Annotated in this window: 20 protein-coding genes; 7 read left to right on the forward strand and 13 right to left on the reverse strand. The window is 48.7% G+C overall.

Translation table 11 applies throughout. The features are described 5' to 3' along the window. Nucleotides 1-264 precede the first annotated feature (264 nt). Complete coding sequence (locus tag MJ770_RS01110; protein ID WP_239249573.1) at nt 265-942, forward strand: haloacid dehalogenase type II; 678 nt, start codon at nt 265-267, stop codon at nt 940-942. A gap of 128 nt (nt 943-1,070) precedes the next feature. Here MJ770_RS01110 and nhaA read toward each other — a convergent pair whose 3' ends face one another. From nhaA to MJ770_RS01125, 3 genes are all read right to left on the reverse strand, one after another. Continuing rightward, nucleotides 1,071-2,933 (reverse strand): Na+/H+ antiporter NhaA, encoded by a 1,863-nt coding sequence (nhaA, locus tag MJ770_RS01115; RefSeq protein WP_239249575.1) that lies wholly within the window; start codon nt 2,931-2,933, stop codon nt 1,071-1,073. A gap of 348 nt (nt 2,934-3,281) precedes the next feature. Then, nucleotides 3,282-3,926 (reverse strand): DsbA family oxidoreductase, encoded by a 645-nt coding sequence (locus MJ770_RS01120; RefSeq protein WP_239249577.1) that lies wholly within the window; start codon nt 3,924-3,926, stop codon nt 3,282-3,284. Nucleotides 3,927-4,037: 111 nt separating this feature from the next. Beyond that, complete coding sequence (locus tag MJ770_RS01125) at nt 4,038-4,598, reverse strand: carboxymuconolactone decarboxylase family protein (RefSeq protein ID WP_239249579.1); 561 nt, start codon at nt 4,596-4,598, stop codon at nt 4,038-4,040. A 139-nt stretch (nt 4,599-4,737) separates the two neighbouring features. Here MJ770_RS01125 and MJ770_RS01130 point away from each other — a divergent pair, with 139 nt between their 5' ends. Then, the gene (locus MJ770_RS01130) at nt 4,738-5,340 is read left to right on the forward strand and encodes a TetR/AcrR family transcriptional regulator (RefSeq protein ID WP_239249581.1); all 603 of its coding nucleotides are present in this window, start codon (nt 4,738-4,740) and stop codon (nt 5,338-5,340) included. 102 nt (nt 5,341-5,442) lie between these two features. Then, nucleotides 5,443-6,285 (forward strand): glutathione-dependent disulfide-bond oxidoreductase, encoded by an 843-nt coding sequence (yghU, locus tag MJ770_RS01135; RefSeq protein ID WP_239249583.1) that lies wholly within the window; start codon nt 5,443-5,445, stop codon nt 6,283-6,285. A gap of 603 nt (nt 6,286-6,888) precedes the next feature. Here yghU and MJ770_RS01140 read toward each other — a convergent pair. The 3 genes from MJ770_RS01140 to MJ770_RS01150 are packed head-to-tail and all read right to left on the reverse strand — an operon-like array spanning nt 6,889 to nt 9,825. After that, nucleotides 6,889-7,902 (reverse strand): tyrosine-type recombinase/integrase, encoded by a 1,014-nt coding sequence (locus MJ770_RS01140; protein WP_239249585.1) that lies wholly within the window; start codon nt 7,900-7,902, stop codon nt 6,889-6,891. After that, complete coding sequence (locus MJ770_RS01145) at nt 7,895-8,869, reverse strand: tyrosine-type recombinase/integrase (RefSeq protein WP_239249587.1); 975 nt, start codon at nt 8,867-8,869, stop codon at nt 7,895-7,897. The genes MJ770_RS01140 and MJ770_RS01145 overlap by 8 nt, the downstream gene beginning before the upstream one ends. Continuing rightward, on the reverse strand, nt 8,866-9,825 hold the full coding sequence (locus MJ770_RS01150; RefSeq protein WP_239249589.1) for a tyrosine-type recombinase/integrase: 960 nt from the start codon (nt 9,823-9,825) through the stop codon (nt 8,866-8,868). Before MJ770_RS01150 ends, MJ770_RS01145 begins: the two co-directional genes overlap by 4 nt. A 193-nt stretch (nt 9,826-10,018) precedes the next feature. Between MJ770_RS01150 and MJ770_RS15360 the strand changes: the two genes are divergently transcribed. After that, complete coding sequence (locus MJ770_RS15360) at nt 10,019-10,141, forward strand: hypothetical protein (RefSeq protein ID WP_256448763.1); 123 nt, start codon at nt 10,019-10,021, stop codon at nt 10,139-10,141. 70 nt (nt 10,142-10,211) lie between these two features. On the opposite strand, the gene MJ770_RS01155 is transcribed toward MJ770_RS15360, so the two are convergent. The 4 genes from MJ770_RS01155 to MJ770_RS01170 all read right to left on the reverse strand — a co-directional run bounded on the left by MJ770_RS01155 (nt 10,212) and on the right by MJ770_RS01170 (nt 13,416). After that, entirely contained in the window at nt 10,212-11,009 is a 798-nt protein-coding gene (locus MJ770_RS01155; protein WP_239249591.1) for a hypothetical protein, read from the reverse strand. A 96-nt stretch (nt 11,010-11,105) separates the two neighbouring features. Continuing rightward, entirely contained in the window at nt 11,106-11,450 is a 345-nt protein-coding gene (locus MJ770_RS01160; protein ID WP_239249593.1) for a hypothetical protein, read from the reverse strand. 88 nt (nt 11,451-11,538) lie between these two features. After that, a complete protein-coding gene (locus MJ770_RS01165; RefSeq protein ID WP_239249594.1) occupies nt 11,539-11,994 on the reverse strand; it encodes a hypothetical protein in 456 nt (151 codons plus the stop codon). A gap of 96 nt (nt 11,995-12,090) precedes the next feature. Further along, nucleotides 12,091-13,416 carry a hypothetical protein gene (locus tag MJ770_RS01170; RefSeq protein ID WP_239249596.1) on the reverse strand — a complete coding sequence of 442 codons (1,326 nt, stop codon included), beginning with the start codon at nt 13,414-13,416 and terminating at the stop codon, nt 12,091-12,093. 266 nt (nt 13,417-13,682) lie between these two features. Between MJ770_RS01170 and MJ770_RS01175 the strand changes: the two genes are divergently transcribed. Then, the gene (locus MJ770_RS01175) at nt 13,683-14,624 is read left to right on the forward strand and encodes an integron integrase (RefSeq protein WP_239249598.1); all 942 of its coding nucleotides are present in this window, start codon (nt 13,683-13,685) and stop codon (nt 14,622-14,624) included. 290 nt (nt 14,625-14,914) lie between these two features. Here MJ770_RS01175 and MJ770_RS01180 read toward each other — a convergent pair whose 3' ends face one another. Genes MJ770_RS01180 through MJ770_RS01190 form a run of 3 tightly spaced genes read right to left on the reverse strand, consistent with a single transcriptional unit; the run spans nt 14,915 to nt 20,066 of the window. Next, on the reverse strand, nt 14,915-16,156 hold the full coding sequence (locus MJ770_RS01180; RefSeq protein WP_239249600.1) for a phosphorylase family protein: 1,242 nt from the start codon (nt 16,154-16,156) through the stop codon (nt 14,915-14,917). After that, nucleotides 16,153-16,623, reverse strand: a complete 471-nt coding sequence (locus MJ770_RS01185; protein ID WP_239249602.1) for a response regulator — start codon at nt 16,621-16,623, stop codon at nt 16,153-16,155. The genes MJ770_RS01180 and MJ770_RS01185 overlap by 4 nt, the downstream gene beginning before the upstream one ends. Beyond that, nucleotides 16,620-20,066, reverse strand: coding sequence for a hypothetical protein (locus MJ770_RS01190; protein ID WP_239249604.1), 3,447 nt, complete (start codon nt 20,064-20,066; stop codon nt 16,620-16,622). Before MJ770_RS01190 ends, MJ770_RS01185 begins: the two co-directional genes overlap by 4 nt. A 697-nt stretch (nt 20,067-20,763) precedes the next feature. On the opposite strand from MJ770_RS01190, the gene MJ770_RS01195 reads away from it, so the two are divergent. Then, nucleotides 20,764-21,093: a type II toxin-antitoxin system PrlF family antitoxin gene (locus MJ770_RS01195; protein ID WP_239249606.1), complete on the forward strand. Its 330-nt coding sequence runs from the start codon at nt 20,764-20,766 to the stop codon at nt 21,091-21,093. Next, nucleotides 21,090-21,596, forward strand: coding sequence for a type II toxin-antitoxin system YhaV family toxin (locus tag MJ770_RS01200; protein ID WP_239249608.1), 507 nt, complete (start codon nt 21,090-21,092; stop codon nt 21,594-21,596). The genes MJ770_RS01195 and MJ770_RS01200 overlap by 4 nt, the downstream gene beginning before the upstream one ends. Nucleotides 21,597-21,693: the final 97 nt, after the last annotated feature.

A 21,693-nucleotide genomic window follows, 5' to 3' on the forward strand; every position in this document is an offset into this window, starting at 1 on the left:
GGCTTAAAGTGTGAAATGCATTATTTTCAAAATATTTAATTTCGCTTAATTTTTATTCGGGAGAATTGCCACGTATCTTTACCACCAGAATTAGTGGTAAAGGTTCGTCATCGCGTTAGGTATGGTTCGGCAAAAATCGACTTTGTTTATGAATAATCATAGTCAACTAGCGGTTGGGCGGCTTGTTGCTCCACTTTTATTAGCCCTGTTTATATTGTGCGGGATCACGCTATCAACCTCGATTTTTCAAAGGAGCAAATTGCTGTGGCAACACTTAAAGCCATGATCTTTGATGTCAACGAAACCCTACTGGACCTCGCACCTTTAAGAACGTCAGTCGGAAAGGCTTTAAAGGAGCGAGAAGATTTACTGACACTGTGGTTCTCCACCATGCTGCATTACTCTCTAGTGGAGACCTTAACGAACAACTATCACGATTTTGGCCAGATTGGTGCTGCGGCGTTGATGATGGTTGCGGAAAGCCATGGCATAGCGCTCGAACCTGAAATTGCTAGTCAGAGCATAGTTGAAGTAATTACTAAACTACCTGCCCATGATGATGTTGTCCCCAGTTTACAAGCACTCGCTGCCAAAGGGTTCAGAATTGTCTGCCTCACAAATTCTTCTAATAAAGGTGTCGCAGCACAGTTCGACTATGCTGGTCTAACCGAACTTTTTGAACAACGATTCAGTGTTGAAGACGTGGCTGCATTCAAGCCCGATCCGCGCACCTATCAATGGGCCCTTAAGAAGCTTGGGCTCGACCCAGAAGAAGTAATGATGATTGCCGCCCATGCCTGGGATCTTGCAGGTGCTAAAGCCGTTGGCTTGCAAACGGCCTTCATCCAACGGCCGGGAGCAGTGCTCTATCCGCACACATCCCGCCCCGACTATGTCGTTGAGAATCTGACGCAGGTAGTAAAACAAATTTCTTTCAATTAGGGAGCCTTGAATAAGCCAAACCATATTTTAAATGGAGTTAAACACACTATAGCCTGCCAGATAGTGCTTCCAGGCGTTCTGATTTGTGAGATTTTTGAAAGTACGCACGTTGTGTCTAGCGTATCCGACTACCCTTTAACTTCTGCCTGAAGGTTGGGGTGTTTATCAACAGATTTGCCCGAACCGCTATAAAGCAGTGCGGTACCAATACAGGCGGCTAACACAGAAGCGGCGAAAACCGCTATCTGAGCTGCTGCGAAATCCGCTGCGGACTCAAATGCCTGCCCGGCAACAAATAAGGACATGGTAAAACCAATCCCCGCCAATGCGGTGGCCCCGACCAAATGGCGCCACGAATAAGCATCTGGTTTAGTTGCCAGACCCAACCGAACAGCCAATAACGCGACTGTCGCCATCCCCAATGGTTTACCAATAACTAAACCCACCATTATCGCCAATACCAATCCCGAATGCGTCCCGAATACGTCCATTGACATGACAACGCCAGCATTAGCCAGCGCAAAAAGGGGGAGCACCACGTAACTTGATTGAGTACCACCATGACGTAGCAAACGGGCCGCTGGCGATTCAAGACGATCATGTACAGCGTCAATAGCAGATATCGCAGGTAACGAAGGTCCATGTCGCAAGACATCACCACCGGATCGCATATCTTCTTCGAGAATAGTGTTCGCTTGCGCGACCAATGCCTTGAGATTGGGCGGTGGTCTGGTTGGAATAAACATCGCTAACACGACACCAGCTAGAGTGGCATGCAATCCAGCCTCGTAAACAAAAAACCACAGTACAATTCCAACGCAAACGTACGGTGAAAGCCGGTAAACATGGGCTCGATTAAGCAACGCGAGCACGGCTGTTGTAGCGGCCGCAGCGATAAGGTACCCAACTTGTAAATCAGCAGAATAAAATACGGCAATAACTAAAATTGCACCTATGTCATCGACCACTGCGGCAGCGGTCAGGAATACACGCAGCTCCACTGGCACGCGTGATCCCAATACCGCGATCAACGCAATTGCGAAGGCGGTATCGGTTGCCATGGGAATGCCCCAACCATTCGCCCATGGACCCTCTGGAATGAGTAAGATATAGAGAAGTGCGGGCACCGCCATACCGCCAATCGCAGCGGCGATAGGCAAAGCGGCGGAGCGGCGATTGGTGAGATGACCCACTGTAAATTCACGTTTAATTTCCAGACCGACCACCAGAAAGAAAAGCGTGAGCAAACCGTCATTGATCCAGTGATGGATTGACATCCCAAATGAGAGCTTGCCGAGCGTGAACTCAAAAGGCTGTTCCCAGAACTCGTTGAAAGCATGGGCAAGTGGAGAGTTCGTTAGTGCCACGGCCACCAGCGTCGCAAGCAGCAACAGCAATCCGGCAGACGGCCCCCAACTTAGAAAATCTAGTGTCGCAAGTCGTGCACGGTGGCCCGGAGTTTGAAACATTGCGTCGCTTAGCGCATGCTGATCCCAAGGCCCTTCATAGCGACGACCGTTAATGAAGAATGAGGGGGTGACAAGGACGCCGCTGGCATCTGCACTCTTGATGTCGCCATCTACCCTTGCGCGAGCTTCTTCGGCGGCCGAGTCAGGTATTTCATGATTGTTCTGTTCTTCCAATTTGGCACTAACGGCCCGCAAATCTTCTTCCATCAACTGACTGGAGTGAGTCATAAGTTCGACGTGCATCGCCCAAAACTGTTCCGGATTTTGAGCATGTTCTACCAACTCGGCGGCACGACGAGCGATATCGCTATCCGTTATTGGCCGATGTCGAAAAACATAGCGTAAGCGATCTCCAAATTCGTCACGCAAGCCAGCAATTACTTCGTTGGCAGCACGGCAACCTGGACAGTCGTAACCGCCGTATTCTACGAGTGTAAATTCGGCATCCTCGGGGCCAAGGACATGATCAATATTCTGATCGACGGGTCGATCAAGCCACTTGCTTCGTACGATCGGAATCATACGTACAGTTCCTGTATCCGCAATTTGTTTGGATGGGTGGTCATGGCCGCCTCATTAGATTGAATTTGCTGGATTAACCAGCAACAGAGATCTTGGCGCTTGTCATCTTTTCGACAAGTGGCTTTCACGCTTCTGTGCATTACATCAGACCGCGCTAATTGTTCCAGTGTATCATCAGGTTAAACAAAATCGGCAGCTCATGTGACCTCAATCAGCAGGTTCGACAGGGCAAAGCGTGTTTCCGTCAAGACGCTTGCGAACATCCTTCCAAAAATGAAGCAAGATAACACCAATATTCCGCTCGAAATTTAAGCAGTCTGCCCGGCATTAGCTGACAGAATTAGATAACTACAACCCGGCCAACTTTTGCAGCACCTCTTTATAGGCGCTCTGCGGGTGCGCACCAGTCATAGCGCTGCTGTGGTTGAAGATCACTGTTGGCACCCCTGAAATTCCCTGTTGCTGCCACTGAGATTCTTGGTTCAATACACGGTTGCGGCGCTCAGCATCATCCAAAGCTAAAGCGGCAACAGCTGGATCCAAGCCAACACTCTGAGCCTCTGCCAGCAAGACAGCGCGAACTGATACATCCTTATGCTCGCTGAAGAAGGACGCAAACAAGCGCAGCATTAGCTGATGCTGCATCCCTTTTTCATGAGCAAAATCCAGCAACAAATGCGCATCACGGGTGTTAACCATCTTCATCTCTTCAAAGTAATCAAACTCAAACCCATACTTAGCACCAAGAGCACTGATATTTGCACGGGCTTTGTCACTCTCGTCGCGCTCGGCACCGTATTTGCGCTGCACATGAGCCCGCAGATTCTCGCCTTGCTCAGGCATATCGGGGTTCAGTTCAAACGACTGCCACTCAATTTCCACCCTATCTTGCAGGCCCAATTCATTGATGGCGGCCTCCAGATGTTTGTAGCCAACGATGCACCATGGGCACACAACATCGGATACGATATCTAGCTTAATTTTCTTGTTCATAGTGCCGCTCTTCCATATGACATTAACAGTCGTAAGAAATTGCCAGCCAAAGCTACCTGCAGGCAGTGGCCAGACCGTTACCGGAATTGCCACCCGTGATTACAACTACTGCTAATGTGATGATTTCTTCTCCCAATAAAATCGCTTGAAAGGTTCGTCGGTAGGCGTTTTAGCAATGTAGTTGGTGTAATTACTCATGATTTTTTGGCTAACACCCAAGATGACTTCCAACACGTTTTGCTGGGTAAAACCGGCCGCATAGAAGTATTGCATTTGCTTTGCCTCAAGCTCGCCACGCTGGCGCACCATGGCCAGTGTAAAGTTGCGTAACGCCTCAAGCTTAGCGGTGGGCAACGGTGTCTCATCGCGTAGTGCGTTGCTCACTTCATCCGAGACCTTCATCGACTTGGCAATACCAGTATGTGCAGGCACGCAATAAAGGCAGGCATGCTCAACGTTGATTGTTTGCCAAACTACGGTTTTTTCATCAGCGTTGAAGCTGCTGTTAACAAACAGGCCATGCAACACTTGATAACCTTCGAGCAGACCGGGGGATTCTGCCATCACCGCATGCAAGTTTGGAATCATGCCAAATTCTTTCTGTGACTTCTCCAACAGGGGCTTAGCTGCGTCAGGTGCGCTATTCTGGTCGTGCAGCGTAAAAATATTCATTGGGTTCCTCCTTTTTTGAGTGATCGTTCAATTATTAAATTATCTTAGTTGCAATTAAGAAGGTAGTCAAGATAAAATTGAACGATCACTCAAATTTAGCCCAATTAGCTGCACTCAACCTTTTATCTGAGAGCCATTTATGTCCCGCACTGCCCGTTTTAATCGACAAGTCGCTCTGAATAGCGCTGTTGCGCTGTTTTGGTCAAGAGGCTATTACGCCTCATCAATGAAGGATATTGAGAAGGCGCTGGATATGCGCCCCGGCAGTCTCTACGCCACCTTCGGTAGCAAAAGCGGCCTGTTTGCCGAAGCGCTGGAGGCTTACGCTACCCGCACTTGTGATGACTTTGACCAGATAATAGAAGAATCACCGAGCGTTATAGACGGCTTACAGCGCTATCTGCGCTCATTCGCTCAGCCTTGTAGTAGCGACGCGCAAGCGCCTGCGCAGGCTTGTATGCTGATTAAGACCTTACTTGAGGTTAATGCTGAAGACGCCGCATTAAGGTCCCAGGTCGATGCAATGCTCTTAACCATTGAACAGAAATTTTGCGAAGTGCTCAAGCAGGCCCAAACAAATGGAGAATTGCGAACTGATGTTGAATGTCCTCGACTGGCGCGCTTGCTACAAACACAGATCATTGGGTTGCGGGCGTTTGCCGAGCGCAATGTGCCCAGCGATCAAATTGAAGCCCTTGCAGAAGATATGGCTGGCCTGCTCGATACATACCGAACAGGCTGAATTGGGCCAATTCGCGCACCGATTGATCTTTTCTGATGAGAGGCCACCCGAGCTGATGATTATGAAAACTTTATTATTCTCTCAAAGATAAGGCCTAGACCAATGAACGAAGCAGACACATACATTCCCCCACAGGTGTGGGCCTGGGACAGCGAAAACGGCGGAAAATTTGCTAACATCAACCGACCGGTGGCCGGGGCGACCCATGAGAAAGAACTACCCGTCGGCAAGCATCCGCTGCAACTATACTCAATAGGGACACCGAATGGCGTAAAAGTCACCATCCTTCTTGAGGAGCTGCTGGCCTTGGGTAAAACAGATGCAGAGTACGATGCCTGGCTAATCGACATATTTGAGGGCGATCAATTTGGCAGTGGATTTACCCAGTTGAATCCGAACTCCAAAATACCTGCACTAATAGACAACAGCGTTAGCCAACCTATCAGAATATTTGAATCGGGTGCAATCCTCGTCTATCTGGCAGAAAAATTTAATGCCTTCCTACCCACCGAACCAGCTGCGAGAGCAAAATGCATGTCCTGGCTCTTCTGGCAGATTGGCAGCGCGCCCTTTCTCGGGGGCGGATTTGGCCACTTCTACGCCTACGCACCGGAAAAGTATGAGTACCCCATCAACCGCTATGCTATGGAGGTAAAGCGTCAGCTAGATGTACTGGATCGTAACCTGGCCGCAAACCGCTATCTTTGCGGCGAAGACTACAATATCGCCGATATGGCCAATTTTGCCTGGTACGGTGTTATGGCCGAAGGAAATCTCTATGATGCAGGTGAATTCCTGAATGTAGAGTCATACAAAAATTTGCAACGCTGGACCCGGGAAATCGGCAAGCGTCCTGCTGTGCAACGAGGTCGGCGGGTCAACCGCACCTGGGGCGATGAAGAATCGCAATTGGCCGAACGCCACAGCGCTAGCGATCTAGACTAACTGCTCGGTTAAATATAATTTGCTCTGTGGTTCACAAAGTGCTTCTGGTATACGCCTAGTCATTTGTTCTGTAGTAGATTTAATGAAGCCTCTCAATGTCAGCAATACTCTGAAACTCTATTAAACCCAGATAATCCATTAGACCTGATTCGTGCGATGACTTCGCATTCCCCCCTTTGAAAAAGGGGGGCTAGGGGGGATTTGATCATTGCAGGGACACAAAAACCCCCCTCAATCCCCCTTTTTCAAAGGGGGAGGCTGGTTAAATTGCCTAATGGATCATCCGGGTTAAAAGTAACTTAATTCTTAGCAGGTCCAAAAACGGAGCAGAGTAGATGCAAGCTCCACTTATGTTCACCTTAATAGCGAAGTTATCAATAGTCAGGATTCGGTACTGTTGTTGCCATTATCAAGTGCCGCTTTTAGCTACCTTGAGCATTTGAGATGCTCATTAATCCCCAAAGGAATGGATGCTTCTCGGCCTTATGTAGCGCTCCACATAAGGCCGATTATGTAGACTGCTCGATTATGTGGACTTGATCCTGTGGATACGCGCCAACCGCTGATGGGCAGAGGTCGACGCGTTTTTTGCTCTCCACATAATCAAAGCGTCTTCAGAAAGTCGATTAGCGAGTCAGGCGCACGGTAGCGTTGAAGCTTGACGTCTGGCTCGTGAAGTCTGGCCAAGGCGCGTTCCTTCATTGTCAGATCGGCCTCAACGTAATGATGAGTGGTGGACGGACTCTCATGACCGAGCCAGAGCGCGATGACGCTGATGTCGACGCCCGCCTGTAACAGATGCATTGCCGTAGTGTGGCGGATTGTATGTGGCGAGACGTGCTGTTGAAGCAGACGGGGATGCTGCTCCGAGGCCATTCGTACCGCCAGCATCAGTCGCTTATTCACATTCGAGCGCGTCATTGTGTTTCCGTCGCGGCTTGGCAGCAAGGTCGATGTTGCCACGAACTGGCGATTGAAACGCAACCAGGCCCGCACTGCCTTCACAGTCGAATGCCACAGTGGCACGCTCCGCTGCTTTCTGCCCTTGCCGTGGAGATGGACGCAGGCGGCACTGTCATCGAGTACCACATCGCCAACTTTGACCCCGATGATTTCCGACACGCGCGCTCCAGTGTTGTACATCAGCAGAAACAGCACATGATCCCGTTGGCTCAGCCATGACTCGCTCGGTGTGCCAATTACCGCGAGCACCTCCTCGCGCGACAGATAGCCGAACATCGGACGCTCGAACCGCTTTACAGGAACCCCTAATGCACGCTCTATCACCTGAAGTGATGCCACGTCTCGATGCCCCGCAAATTTCAGGAATGATCGCAGCGCCGCCAATCTCGCATTGCGGCTACGCACGGAATTGTGCCGCTGGCGTTCCAGATGATCGAGGAAGGCCATGATCAATTCCGGTGTGATGTCGGCCAACGCCATTGTCTCTGGCGACTTGCCCAAACGTGCCTCGGCAAAGTCAAGGAACAGGACGAAGCCATCCCGATAGACAGCAATGGTCTGCGGGCTAAGCGCCCGCTGCTGGGTCAGGTACTCGGTGAAATAGGTTTGTACAAGCGCAGCAAAAGACGACGGGAACTTGGTGCGCTTACTCATCGCAGCCTCCTGTCAGGTCAGCGTATCGCTCGAACTTACCACCAGCCAAGGCCATCAGTTCCGGGACGGCGGTCAGATACCAATAGGTGTAGAAGATCTCGGCATGGCCCATATAGGTCGACAGCGCCAGCATCATCTGATCAATGTCGGTGCCCTCGGCATGCCAGAGCATCATGCGACGAACCGCAAAGGTGTGACGTAGGTCATGGAGACGTGGTGCTGCGTGGCCGCCACGATTTACCCAGTTCAGACTGTCGCGCAGCATGTTGAAGACGCGATGAGCCTGACGAACGCCGAGAGGCTCCCCCAGTCGCCGGCCACGGCTGCTGATCAGGAAGGGCATCTCAGCGATGGTGGCAACATGCCGCGCACGTTGCCGGCGGTATTTCATCAACGCAGCAACAGCAGTTGGGTGAATCGGTAACTGCCGCGACTTGGCGAACTTGGTTTGCCGGATGGTGAGTATTCCAAGCTTGAGATCGACATCGGTATCAAGCAGATGGATGGCTTCCGAAACCCGCAGACCGGTCGAGGCCATCAAGCCAAACAGGATTTCATAGGTTGCAGGTCGAATGCTGCCCGGAGTTCCAATCTGGCGGGCAGCTGCGAGCAATTGGACGATTTCATCATCATGGAAGATGTGTGGGGCGACACGGCCTGCCTCCGGCCCGAAGACCGATTCGTCGGGAACTTCGGTCTCCGGTTCGAACTGTTTCAGGTAACGCGCGAAATGGCGAACTCTGGCAAGCCGGACAGCCCAAGTTGCTGGTGTTTCATGGTGCCATTTATCATGGCGCGCCCACTCGATCATGAGATCGGCTGTCAGTGGGCCATGGTGATGCCGGGCCACAACGTAGCGGGCAAATCCGGCCAGCAGCGTATCCCGCGAACGCAGCTCGAAACCGAGGCGGTGCCGTTCGGCAAGATAGTCGTTGATTCGCTGCTGCAATCCGATGCGCGCGCTCATGATGTGCTCCCGGGCCACGGCAGGGCAACAGCCGCCAGCTTCGGCGTGTCGAGCTTGGCGTAGATCAGAGTGGTATTGAGCGAGCGGTGGCGGAGCAGGTCGGCGACTTCCTTGAGCGAACTACCGTTCTCAACCAAACGACAGGCGAAGGCATGGCGCAGCGCGTGCGAACGTGTATGCGTCAGACCGATGCGATGATACGCCCATCGGATCACACCTCGAACCGCACCGGCAGTCATCGGTCGATCATGATCACCGAGGCGTGGAACGAAGACCGAAAGGCTGGCGGTACGTGGTCTCTCGTTCTGGAGATAGTCCACCAGCGCTTGCCCGGTTTCCATCGGCAAGGGCAGTACGTCCTGTCGTAGTGACTTGGTACCCCGCAGCGTTACGATGCCGGCAAGCCAGTCGATGTCGCCGATCTTCAGGCTGGCGATCTCGCACGACCGGAGCCCCATATCCAACGCGCAACGAATGATGGCGTAACCGCGCTTTGGCCAACGAAGATCGTCGGTGAATGAGTTCAGCAGGCGTTCGATCTCGTCCGGCTTGAGCGCGCGTGGCAATGATGCCAGCTTCCAGTGGACTGGATTCAGAATGACGGCGGTGAGCTTGCCTACCGGATCGCCGCAGGTCGCCCGATAGCGAAGGTAGCTGCGTAGCGCCGCTGCGAGACGCGATGCGTTGGAAGCCGTCCTGTGCGCCTCCAGTTGGCTGGCAAGGAATTGGCGAATGTCATCGGGTCGCAGCCGCGATATGTCGACGGCGCGCCTCTTGAACTTCTGTCGCAGCAGCATGCCCGCGACGTAAAGGCGATCCTTGCGCGTACTGGCCGCCAAACCTCTTACGTCGCGCAGATGTTCATCGTAACGGTGTAGTTCGTCAGCAATGTGTGCCGGGAATGATGCAGATGACCGAGCCTTTGGCGTAGCCTGGTGCGATGAGATGGGTTTCATAATGACCTCCTGAAGTGGGGCCACCACTTCAGATGATCATTGAAATTATGTCGAGCGTGTCGTTACATCAATCGCCGAAAACCCAAATTGCACAAGGCTTCCATGCCATGCAGCATCGAACAGTCCACATAATCGAGCGGTCTACATAATCGGCCTTTACTGTCGGTGACAGTTAGACCTGGGAACGACCGGTATGGAATGGTTACCAGCCATAGGCGATGGAATCATTCAGAACGGCTGCTTTCTCGATACGCGACTGCGTACTATCGACACATACCGGCCATCCGACTTTCCGGAAAGCAGACCTTCAACGTAGAGCTAACCGGCGCTGCGCGGCTTTATCGCGCAGCGTCCAGCGACCGAAGGGAGCGCGGTTGCGCGCCGGGTTAGACGGGGTTGTCTGCATGGTTGATGCTATAGACATGACTGTTGCCGGCAATTGTGAATTGTTTTAGCGCTGTCATGGCACGATTGATTTCTTGAACCTCTACCGATGCTCCTCCGGTATATGGATTCGCGCTAGCAACTCGCAGGTGTTCGTTGACTAGAAGAAATGCGGAAACTAAGTTAATGGTGTTGTCCAATGCAGACGGCACGCCGGGATATTCGTCCGGCGATATTAGATGATTGTGCCGGAGTGACTTTGTCGGCCGATCTACGCAATGTCCATGTGCAAACGTATTTCTCCATGCGACTAGCTTTCTGACAGCCTCAAAGACAGCTTTACCTTTGACTCCAATACTCCCGCTTGCAGCAGAAGCCACAAGCAGCTTTTCAGCGGGAGACAGCTTTTCGATCGGCTCAGCAATGTCTTTGTGAAGGTTGAAGACACAGAACCGGTTTAGATCGTCTTCAGACTGGATGGCGCTCATGAGACACGCCAGCTCCGCCTTTAACTTTATCTTATGCTCCAGAGCCCATAGACCATCGGCAATGTCGGCAAACTCCTCCTGAGCTTCCTCATCGTCGTCGTCTTGCTCTGGGTATTTTTCAAAATGCTTTTCAAGGCGGGACTCGGTGTCCGCATGGACGGGAATCAATTGGTGCATTAAGCGTTCGAGTTCCTGCAATGCATCCGAAAGATGAAATATTGCACCGCTACCCCGCCAATATGGGGGAGGCATTTTCATTGGATCGTCAGGCAGTTGATCCACAGACAGGATTCGTTCTGGCTCGATACTCATTCGTAGTCTAAGACACCGTCTAACGCCGCAATAAAAGGCGAGCGTAAGCGAGTCCAGTGCAACTGGCTTTTTGTTGCACGATTTTTAATTGCCTTGTTAGGTTTGTGGCCATAATAGATCACCATAACCCCATATGATTGTGCCAATTACTAAAAAGGTATGCGCAACTATAGAAATTCGCTTTCTTTCTTTAGTTGGTTTTGCCGGCAATGGAACACTAATATCTATTGTTTTGTTAAGAAATTGCGAACGTTGAATATCATCGTATATATGCCCAGAGATACGAAACTCAACTACCGCAGCAAAGAGAACCACTAGCGCACCTGAGCGGGCAAACCAATTTAAATCACAGAAGTAGATATCCAATATAAATGACACAATTGTGAGTAAAAGAGCCCCAGCTAAAAGAAACCATTCATTTTTGTAACTACGATGTTTCATATATAGGAAAACCTAACGCCCAAGCTCAGCCGGCGGTGAAGCCGGACGGTTGGAGCGCCTGGTTATGCGCCCTCTACAAACAATACTTCTAAAGAAGTGAACATGTTCCTATTTTTATGTGTGGAGTGTCATGCCGTTTCTCTCCTGATGTTACAACGCTACCAGTTACCACATAGCCAACAGGATATACGAGCTGGAACCGAAGCGAATGTTTATTGAATCTAATTAGCTCCCCATAATTAGTACAGTGAAGAAATCCCAATTCATTAAACAGTCCACATTTTTTCGGCCCAAAGAAATCGGGTAGTTTTTCAGCTTCGTCTTCGCCAAACTCTAACCATACCCATTCGCTGTCTTTGCGTTTCAAAATATATTTCTGGTTCTTGACATCAAACTGTGTAGGCCCCCATTTTCCATTGCCACCAATTGTATAACCAGTCGAATAATCTGGAATGCAATTATATGTACTCACAGGAGTGCTTTCTTCGGCTGTTGATGATGCTATCAGCATGAATCCGATCACAAAAAATACAATTTTCTTCATCCTGGACTCCTACAGCGCATAAACGTAAAGTTGAGGGGCTGACGCGGGCTGCTTCGCGGCAGTCCAGCTCGAACGTTCGGTTAGCTGTCGTGGTGCTCATTTGAGAAATTTATCGTAGTCAGCCTTCACGCCACTTGGAACACTCGCCGGATCAATCAGCGCAAGGTTTTGTTTAAATCGCTGGCGGCAAGATGGATAGCTACTAAGACGATGGCCTAATGACGTACTTGGTGAAGATGCTAGGCGAATCATAGTAGCTATTTCGCGGGGTGAGAACGACTTAATAATTTGATCGTAGCTCGTAGCTGCGGCCCACGAAACGCCATATCTGTTGCCCACATTGCAACAGACGACTACCTGAACAAATGTCTCTTGCACTGTTTCTGGAACTGCGCCTTGTTGTGAGAGTTCGAGTAAACGCTCAGCAAATGGAGGTTCGTTGTAGAAATTGTTCGTCCCGTTGTGAACATTCCATAGACGCTCGATCGCACGATAGAAAACCGCATGTTGCTCAGACTCATTCAGTAATGTGAGAAGCCCTAATTTCTCAAAAAACTGTAGTGACGCAGTATGTCGCTGTTCGTCACCTTTCGCCGCGTACTCGCTGTGTTTGTTGATGAGGTCAGAACGCAATGCGGCAGTAAATCCGGCCTTTAAAGAATTACATAATTCAAACGCATTAAGTCGCGAAGGCTCTGACGTATTCGGATCGCAATAGAGACCGTGAATCATTCCCACGAGCATCTGACGCTGTGCGTCATGAGTTTCACCAAGTCTTTGAACCCACACCCCGCACTGATTTGCGTTGAAGCGTGCGCCCTTGACCGCAGAAATGAATGCACCAATGTCAACGCCCTTCGGAGATGACGCATCAGCGAGCGCATATCGGGTGCAACGATTGAGAAAAGTAGTGAATTCGCGATCATTTACCGTTCCAAGGGAAGGGTGTGCAGCCGAAAAGTTGTTTCGAACATCGCGACATTGATCGAGAAAGAAAAAACCATCTTCATTGACGAGATTCAGCTTGAGGCATAGCTCCAACAAGCGGCTGTCTTGAGGTTCTAGCAAATGCTTTTCTTCAAAGTCCGTTTGAATAATTTGGGCAACGATTGGCAGGCCAAAGTTTCTTACCTTTGTACGGAGTTGAAGGATTGCAGCATTCCAGATGTAGTTCATCGCGCCATCAAAGAGCCCTGTGCTTACCGCGACACACATTCTGGCTATTAGCTCACCTCTGAGGGCAACTGGAATATCCCTAAGCTCACGTGGCAAATCGCGCCAAGCGTACTGAATTTCTTCGTCACTTGCGAGAACGGTACGTGGAATTCCAAGTGCTGTCGTGAGCGCGGCTAGCGACGGTAAAATTGTAGCGGGCAGCGCTGGAAGCAGAGGTTCATGTGGATGTGGGACTAAGGATGACAAGGGTTATCTCCGATTGTTGTAAGACAGCTAACAGTTATTAGACAGACCCACCGGTCTGTACTATTAAAAATAGTGTGGAATGCATATTTTCGGTAAGCAATTGATTCATTGAAGTCCCCCGTTTTTATTGTTCCTCATATACATAATAGTACAGGAAGGGTGGTTTTGTTTAACATTACAAATTTTAACCACCAACTAAGGAGTTACAGTTATGGGGTCAGCAACAGTTTAATCACCCCCTTCATACCAATACCCCACCACGATTAATGGATCAGATTCATGAGGTGTGCCGTCGCAGACATCTTAGTAAAAGAACTGAAGAAGCTTACCGCTTCTGGATACGCCAGTTCATCTTCCATTTTGATAAACGTCATCCACGGGAACTTCGGGAGGGCGAAGTTGCACGGTTTTTAAACCACTTAGCTGTACAAAGGGAGGTATCCGCGTTTACACAAACACAAGCACTCAACGCACTCGTATTTCTATATAGGGATGTGCTGGAAACGCCCCTCGATAAAATGCCCGGCTTCAATCGTATTCAGCAGCACCAGCGCATACCGGTGGTAATGTCCCCTGGTGAGGTTTCAGCAGTTTTGGCGCAGATGTCTGGCTCGACTGCATTGATGGCACGCTTACTGTTTGGATCAGGGTTGCGTGTTGAGGAATGCTGCACCTTGCGCATCAAAGATATAGATTTTGCTTCGTCCATCGTCTCGGTTCGCAACGGCAAGGGCGCAAAAGATCGCACCACAGTTCTTCCTGGCAGTTTGAAGGCTGACTTGCAGGCTCACCTGATACGAATTGCACAATTGCATACCGATGACCGGAACCGAGGTGCAGGATTGGCGCCCTTGCCGGGTGCGCTCGAACGAAAGTATCCGAAAGCGTCTGAATCACTTGCCTGGCAATTCGTATTCCCTTCAACCGTGTGTCGCCCATGGGGTCAAAGCGGGCGAATGGCCCGTTGGCATGTATCGACTTCAACTATCCAAAAAGCGTTCCGGCAAGCCGTGACACGGGCAGGCATCATGAAGCACGCCACGGTTCATACCCTACGTCATTCGTTTGCAACACAGTTGCTCGCAGCCGGCACCGATATTCGGACGATTCAACTATTGCTCGGTCACCGTAATCTTCAAACCACGATGCTCTATACGCATGTTCTGGAGGTGACGAAGAAAGTCTCCAGTCCACTTGATGCGTTGTGATGCGAAATTGCTTATTTGTGCGCAGTTAAGGATGTGCGCTGAAGATGGTGAAAGCCAGACACTATTGATCATCGGCGCACTCATACGTATGTCAGCTTTGAAGAATATTCTCGAAGGACTGCAATTGGCACTAAGCGGACTGTGGCGATTTTATGAAAGGACTGCCGGTTCAACCAGCGGGAATGTCTGCTTCCAACTTTTTAGAATCGTCACTTTTAATCAATGCTGTCCTTCTATTTTCTAGAAAGGCGTTCCGCAACACCTATGAAGGCAAGTGAAGTACAGCCCAATTATTCTGCTCGTGCCAATTTTGAGACAGCGAAATCAAAAAGAAAGCGAGCACTGGTATGTGCCGCATATTTATGAAAAATATCATTCTTTTTGTCATCTCCAAAATCGCAAACTGATTTTATGGAGATACATTTTGGACGGGGGGCAGTGCAATAGTGTGCTGCTGTGAAAACCGCATAGGATTCCATCTCAACGCCTATCAAGTTCTTATGTGATTCTTTAACGTCATCCATAAGTTGCGTCGCCTGCAAAACCGAACCGCCGCTGGCCATTGCTTCCACCATTACTTTAGGTATATTTTCTGGTTTGTTCCCATCAAACGATTCGTAGATATTTTTTGTCAGGCCAGCTATTTCGGCCACCGCCTTGACTCCGATTCTGAGAAATTCGTCAAGACGCCATTGATAAGGAGCTGGGCGAAATTTAAGTCCCTGCTCATCTGGCATCTGCTCCCATTTTCCACTTCCCCAGTCGAAACATGGATCCGCAACGAGAATGTCGCCTATATTTGTTTTTCCGCGCACTCCAGCACATATCCCCGTCATCGCCAGATACCGCGGTCGAAATGTATTAATGAGCTTGTTGGCAACCACTGCAGAGGCTGGCATACCCATTTTGGGGGCTGCAACTGCAACCATGTCTAGAACAACATCTCCAGATTTGAAGCTTCCCCTCAAGTAGCGCGAGTCATCATGGGGCACTTCAACATCTTTCCAGTCAACGTTTAGATTTCGTATACTTTCTAGTTCTACGTCTTCGAGCGCAACAATAATTCCGAGGTCAGTGTGGTAGCTAAGCCCATCAGTAACATAGGGAGGTGCGTTTTGACCAATCAGATAGGAAATTGCCTGCTTGAGCGGTTCCTTCCAGTGCTGATCGGTATGTGAGAATTTGACCAGCTTCCAAAGAGGTGACGCAAAATCGGCTGCAGCCATCTCATACCCGTCATCATGGGCGGTCATACCAACGATGTATGACGGCTTATTCGCAATCACATTGACACGAATATAAGTAAGCACATCAAGACCGCCTCCCACTTCCGTCCGCTGATCTGCGCGACGTGGAATATTGATATCAAGGATTAGTAAATCAAACTTATGAGTCTTGATGGCTTGCTTTGCCGCATGCGCATCTGCCACTATGACTATGTCATCAATTTTTAGCAGTGGCACTTCGAGGGCAGCTGCAACAAGCAGCCTTTTCTTCTCTAGTTCGTCCTCCACTAATAAGATTTTTATCATTGTTGATCACCGTTACTGGATTGTGCCATCTGAATCAATTTGGTGAGTTCCTCCTGCCAAGTAGCCTCGCTTTGTCGAAAATAAACGCTTCCAATAAACATCTTTGAGAACTCCCTCTCACAACGAGCATTTATTTCTGAGAAACTTATCTCCTCCTCACCCTCACCAAACGTTTCAAGCTGTGTAACTACTATCACCCGAGTGGAAACATTATGGAGCTTGAGTTTTCTCAATAGATCATAGCCCCCAAGCGGACGGAGTCGGCCTTCTCTCTTGTTGCTTCCCCGATCATAAGTCGGAATCGTCATATCAAGAATGAGCATCTCAGGGGGAGCCGATACTACTGCTTGAAGGCCGCTTTTAAAGCTACCCAGAACTTTACTTGTAAAGTCGGGATATCGCTCGGCGAGGAAGGAGATTAAACGGCCTGCTTTGAGTCGGTCATCTTCTACAATGTAGACGATCATTCTAGAACTCCAATGTCCCATATTATTAGCTGCGCGCAAAATGTGTAGTCATCATTTACCATTAGCTTTAACGAATGACTCATCTTGAGGTCAAAATGCAATATTCGCCACACTTTCGAAAGACCAGACCCCCCCTCTTTGCGAGCCATTTTCAAGGCAGTATCTTCCCTGTGGCGGCTCATCCAGTCACTTGCTGCCTTCCTGTGCTCATCCAAATTTACAGATTTTGCCAAGTCATTTTTTACAATTATCTCCAGAGTTTTGTTATCCAAACATGCATTGATGGTAACGCCAGATGGAATATCTCCAAAGCCGCTATGGCGAATAGTGTTCTGAAACAATAAATAAAGTATTTCAACTGTGCCATCCAGCAATTCACCAAGAATCTTATTGTGTACATTAATTTGTTGTCGCGGGGAAAAGTTGCTTGCTACATAACAGTTTCTAATCTGCTGCTGCGCGACACCAACAGCTATCTCAAATTCAAATGGATCCCGCCGAACGTCAGTAGGTCGCTTAAACCATCCGCATATGCCATCGACAGCAACCTGAAACTCTGTTTTCGCTCTCACTGCCGCATCTGATAATGCACTTACTTTTTCCTTTGCAATTTGTGTTTCAATTGATGATATTAGCGTATCGATAGCCTGATTAACTTGGAGTTTAGATTTACTTAATTCAAGTTTTATCATTTCCATTGAGCTGTCCGTCACTCCCCAGCAATGAGCCATCAGGAGTCCAACAAACTCATCGTAAGTTGTATTTACAGTTACCCCCTCCATCAATTTTATTTTTGAATCATGCGAAGCATAGAAATTGAATGCTCCTTTCAAAAAGGTGTCCTCAGTGCGCACATGAAGTAGTTCTTTACGGTAGTAATCTATGACCTCTTCAACTTTTGAGGTAAATCGCCCCATTTGCTTTTTGACATGCTGCAATTCATTTGGCTGAAGTTCGCAAAAACACTCGTTCCAACGACCTGGTAAAATGTATTCATTACTCGTTTTGCTAGCCTTGTCGTCATGTGAACAAAGTAAATCATAAGTAGCAAATGGATTTCTTATATGCCCTTCAATTTCACCATGTCGAATAGCAGTACTCAAGTGCGTGTCTAATCCAAACGCTGGGTTTAGCGCGAATTGGCTAACGAAGTCATGAAGCATCATTGAAAAAAGCCCTTCACGTTCAGTGGCTGGTAACCTAAGGGGTTTTAATATCTCTGAACTTGAAAAAAGAGTCCCGAGTATTTTTGATATTTTTTCGGCCCGATTGTCGAGATCTGGGGACTTAAGAAGCTTTTGGTATCGCGCAAACGAATCACGCAATGTCTCTTCAACTTTTTTGCGGACGCCTTCTTCATCGACGTAAATCTTACTTGCTTCTACTTGCTGTAGGAGTTGAGCAACGTTGGCGTCGCGAGTAATCGAACGAATCTCGGATGAATATATTGTTGAATTCTCAGGATCAATATCGATGAGGAGTTGGCATATGGCAATACGCTCCTCTTCAACTTCAAAAAGAGTGTCGAAACTGGTTATATCATCAAGAATTCTTGGCACGCAGACAAATCGCAAGAAAAAAACTAGTTGTTCCAAATTGAGTGAGGTGTTTTCTGATGTCAGCTCTGATGGCTTAAGGACATTAACCTTCAACATCGCATTTTCGTACACATCCGACAGATCCCTTTCCCACCTCGGTTGCCCATAACGTGAGGCAATGTGCAAAAGAACGGCCAGGGAGAACTCATCTAGAAGTTCTGGCACCTTTAGTGCAGCCTCTGCTAATTCATCAAGGGGGTAAAGTCGGAATGCATTTGGATTTGAAAGGCAATGTATGACGACATGGCTCAAGCAATCCCTCAGCGCCCCCTCGGCAAACATGGATTTAAATAAGTAGGCTTTAGCTCTATTTGAGATGTATTGATTGTCCGATTCTGCGGCTTCTTGGTAGTATTTATTGGCTTGCGAATATCGACCATGCTTAAAAGCAAAATGCCCGAAATACATTGATCGCCGATGATCTGGCACTGGAAGATTTGCGATCTGCATATTCCCTTCAACTTCATCCAGAGTAAATATTTGCTGCAAACGAATCGAGGATGAATTTATGTGGGTCCCAATTAATTTATCTAGCAATTTATCGTTAGCAGTGATATCCGCGAATATGGCGCAAATCCAAGGATTGTCAGGTCTGCCACACACTGCGCCGAGACGATCTAGTTCTGTATATGACTTGACTAAAACATGCTCATGCGTTCGTTCAATGAATGCCACAATATGATTGGCAACATCGTGGTGGGCACAGAATAAGGCCATTTTTTTAAGAAATAGTGTTGCCTTCTGATAATCTGCAGATACAAAAAGAATATCGCGCATGGCAGAGGTAATTCGTGAAGCGAGGGAAAGTTCTTCCCAATTAACAGAGCTACGATCCATTTGCAATGTTGACCGCGCATTGAGTTCGAATAAATCGGGGAGCGAGCTTAGGGCCTCTTCGTACCTTCCCTCGGTATAAGCATCAAAAAATTTGATAGCGCTGCCATCTCGATAGTCGTCTAACGAATCCCTTGTAGTAAACCATAGAATATTTTTAATGCGATCATCATTCACGTCTCGAATCAATTCGAGAGAAGAGAGAATGTAACTACTGTCATCAACCCCATAACGTGCGATACCTAATTGAGCCATCGCAACGTGAGTTTCAAATCGGTCTATTATTGTTTGACTTTCCTCCACCAAGATTGGGTTAGCGATATCACGAAGCTTATTAGGGTGATATGGGATGACATGGTACCGCGCATAGTCTCCAAGTACAGGCTCGTCTATCAATCCAGCAAGCTCTGACTCCAATGATGCAAGAGAAACATTTTCTTCGCTTCGCACGCTGAAGTAATATGCCATGTGCGCGGCGAAAGTATTTAGTCCCTTAGTAGAAAGAATACTTTCTAAATATGTTTTCTGTGCGGAAAGGCCTGAGGTTAACTGAAGAAGACGAAGCCGGTTTTCAATTAGCCAAATAGAGACTCCAAGTTCAACCTCTATGGAATACAAAATCTCATCAGCTTTTACAAGGTCACCTCCAATAAAAGCGCTGCAAAAGTTTGAGCGATATTGCACAAAGCGTGCAAGTTCTGGAACAAATAGCGAAAGTATTGAACCACTCCAAATAAATTCCTTTTCTCTGCTAGTACTTTCCAACCTATTTCTCAAAGGAAATTGAGAAAATTTTTTGGGAAATGGATTTCCTGCAAAAGCCCTGATACAGTTAGGATCCCTCAGTGACTTAACAATTCTTGGAAGATAGTCAATATAAGCTTGGGAGCGAGCTTGACTAAGCCCGACCCTGAGATTGCGGTTGGCATACATTGTTCTCCGAAATGACGTAATCGCTTCGGATAAAGATTGGCCGTGTGATAATTTTGGTTTTACTTGTTTTTTGCTCAATCGAGTCGACTCAAGGGTTGCTGGCTAGGCAAATTCTACCGGTATTACCGCGAATAAAGCAGTCTGTCTTTAGTGGCTATAACACATAGGTGCCATTTCCAAATTCGGAGCAGTTATTCAAGTAGACTCAAACGTCAGCCATTTTAGCGAACCGCCACAGTCCGCTTTGTGTCGATAGTACGCAGTCGCGTATCGAGAAAGCAGCCGTTCTGAATGATTCCATCGCCTATGGCTGGTAACCATTCCATACCGGTCGTTCCCAGATCTAACTGTCACCGACAGCAAAGGCCGAAAGCTGACTAACGATAAAACTGATTATCGATAGTAAAATTTATTGGAGGTATTGTGTACATCTGATTAATAGGAATCAGCTTTCAATAGCGACGTGCTGTTCCCGACTCACTGCGGACATTAACAGCTCGATGCACGCACATCTTCTTACCATTAGCAGTGTCATTCGCCTTCAGGTATCAATTGATACTGTCAGCAAGCATAGCCTGGGCTAATGTAGATATCCGTCTTTACTGTCTTCCGAACCGAAATCAGGCATCGTTTGTCCAGTGTTAGATGTGGATAACTGATCGCCATCTGAATTGATGGAGCTGGACAGCGACAACTAAAGGTAATGCACTTGCATTGACATGATAATGCAATCTCCTTACCATGCAAGGCGCCAACATTTTTGATAGGAGAGTCCATGCCTGCCACCCTCGAAGTCGAATCTACGCTTACCGACCGCTATCAGACTACGGTACCAGAAACTGTGCGGCGCGCCCTCCAGCTAGGCAAGCGCGACAAGATTCACTACACGATCCGGTCCAGCGGCGAAGTCGTGCTGACACGCGCCGAAGTTTCCGAAGGAAATGACCCGGTGCTTGGCCAGTTTTTGAGCTTTTTAGCCCGCGATATCGCCAGCCATCCGGAACGCCTGCAGGTCGTCGATGCTAGTTTTGTGCAGCATATCCAGTCGCTGGTCGATCGTATCGAGGTTGATCTTGACGCTCCACTTTTGGCAGACGATGAATGAATGCAGGCAAACCCGCGCCCTTGATCATCAACGGCTGGACGGTTTTCGCTCACCCCCTGTTCTTGGTACAACTTGAAGCTTTGACCCGGCAGGTCGAGGTTTCCAAGCAAAAAGACCCTGTGATGTACGTGAAGAAAAACGTCAGCAAACGACTGGCGGCGATCACCAAGTTGGCGTTCGACGTTATCCCGCAGGATCCGACGCGGCCGGAATACCGACAAGGCAACACTCTCGGCGATGAGCACAAGCACTGGTTCCGGGCCAAATTTCTTCAGCAGTACCGGCTGTTCTTCCGTTTCCACGCGCCGAGCAAGATAATCGTGTTCGTCTGGATCAACGACGAGGAAACCAAGCGCGCCTATGAGAGTAGCGACGACGCCTACCGGGTTTTCCGCAAGATGCTGGAAAGCGGCCATCCCCCTGACGACTGGAACCAATTGGTAGCCGAGGCGCATGCTGAGGGTCAACGCCTGCAGCAGTTTGCAGCAGGCGTAGCAACGTAATTTGTAGCGAAGAAATAACAACGTTGTTAAGGCCGCAAGTTTGCAGGAAAGCTTTTTTCACCCCGCATATTCGATCACGGCAGCATCAATAGCGCCC

Origin of the sequence: Candidatus Nitrotoga sp. M5 (assembly GCF_927904885.1) — a bacterium.
Classification (GTDB): Bacteria; Pseudomonadota; Gammaproteobacteria; order Burkholderiales; family Gallionellaceae; genus Nitrotoga.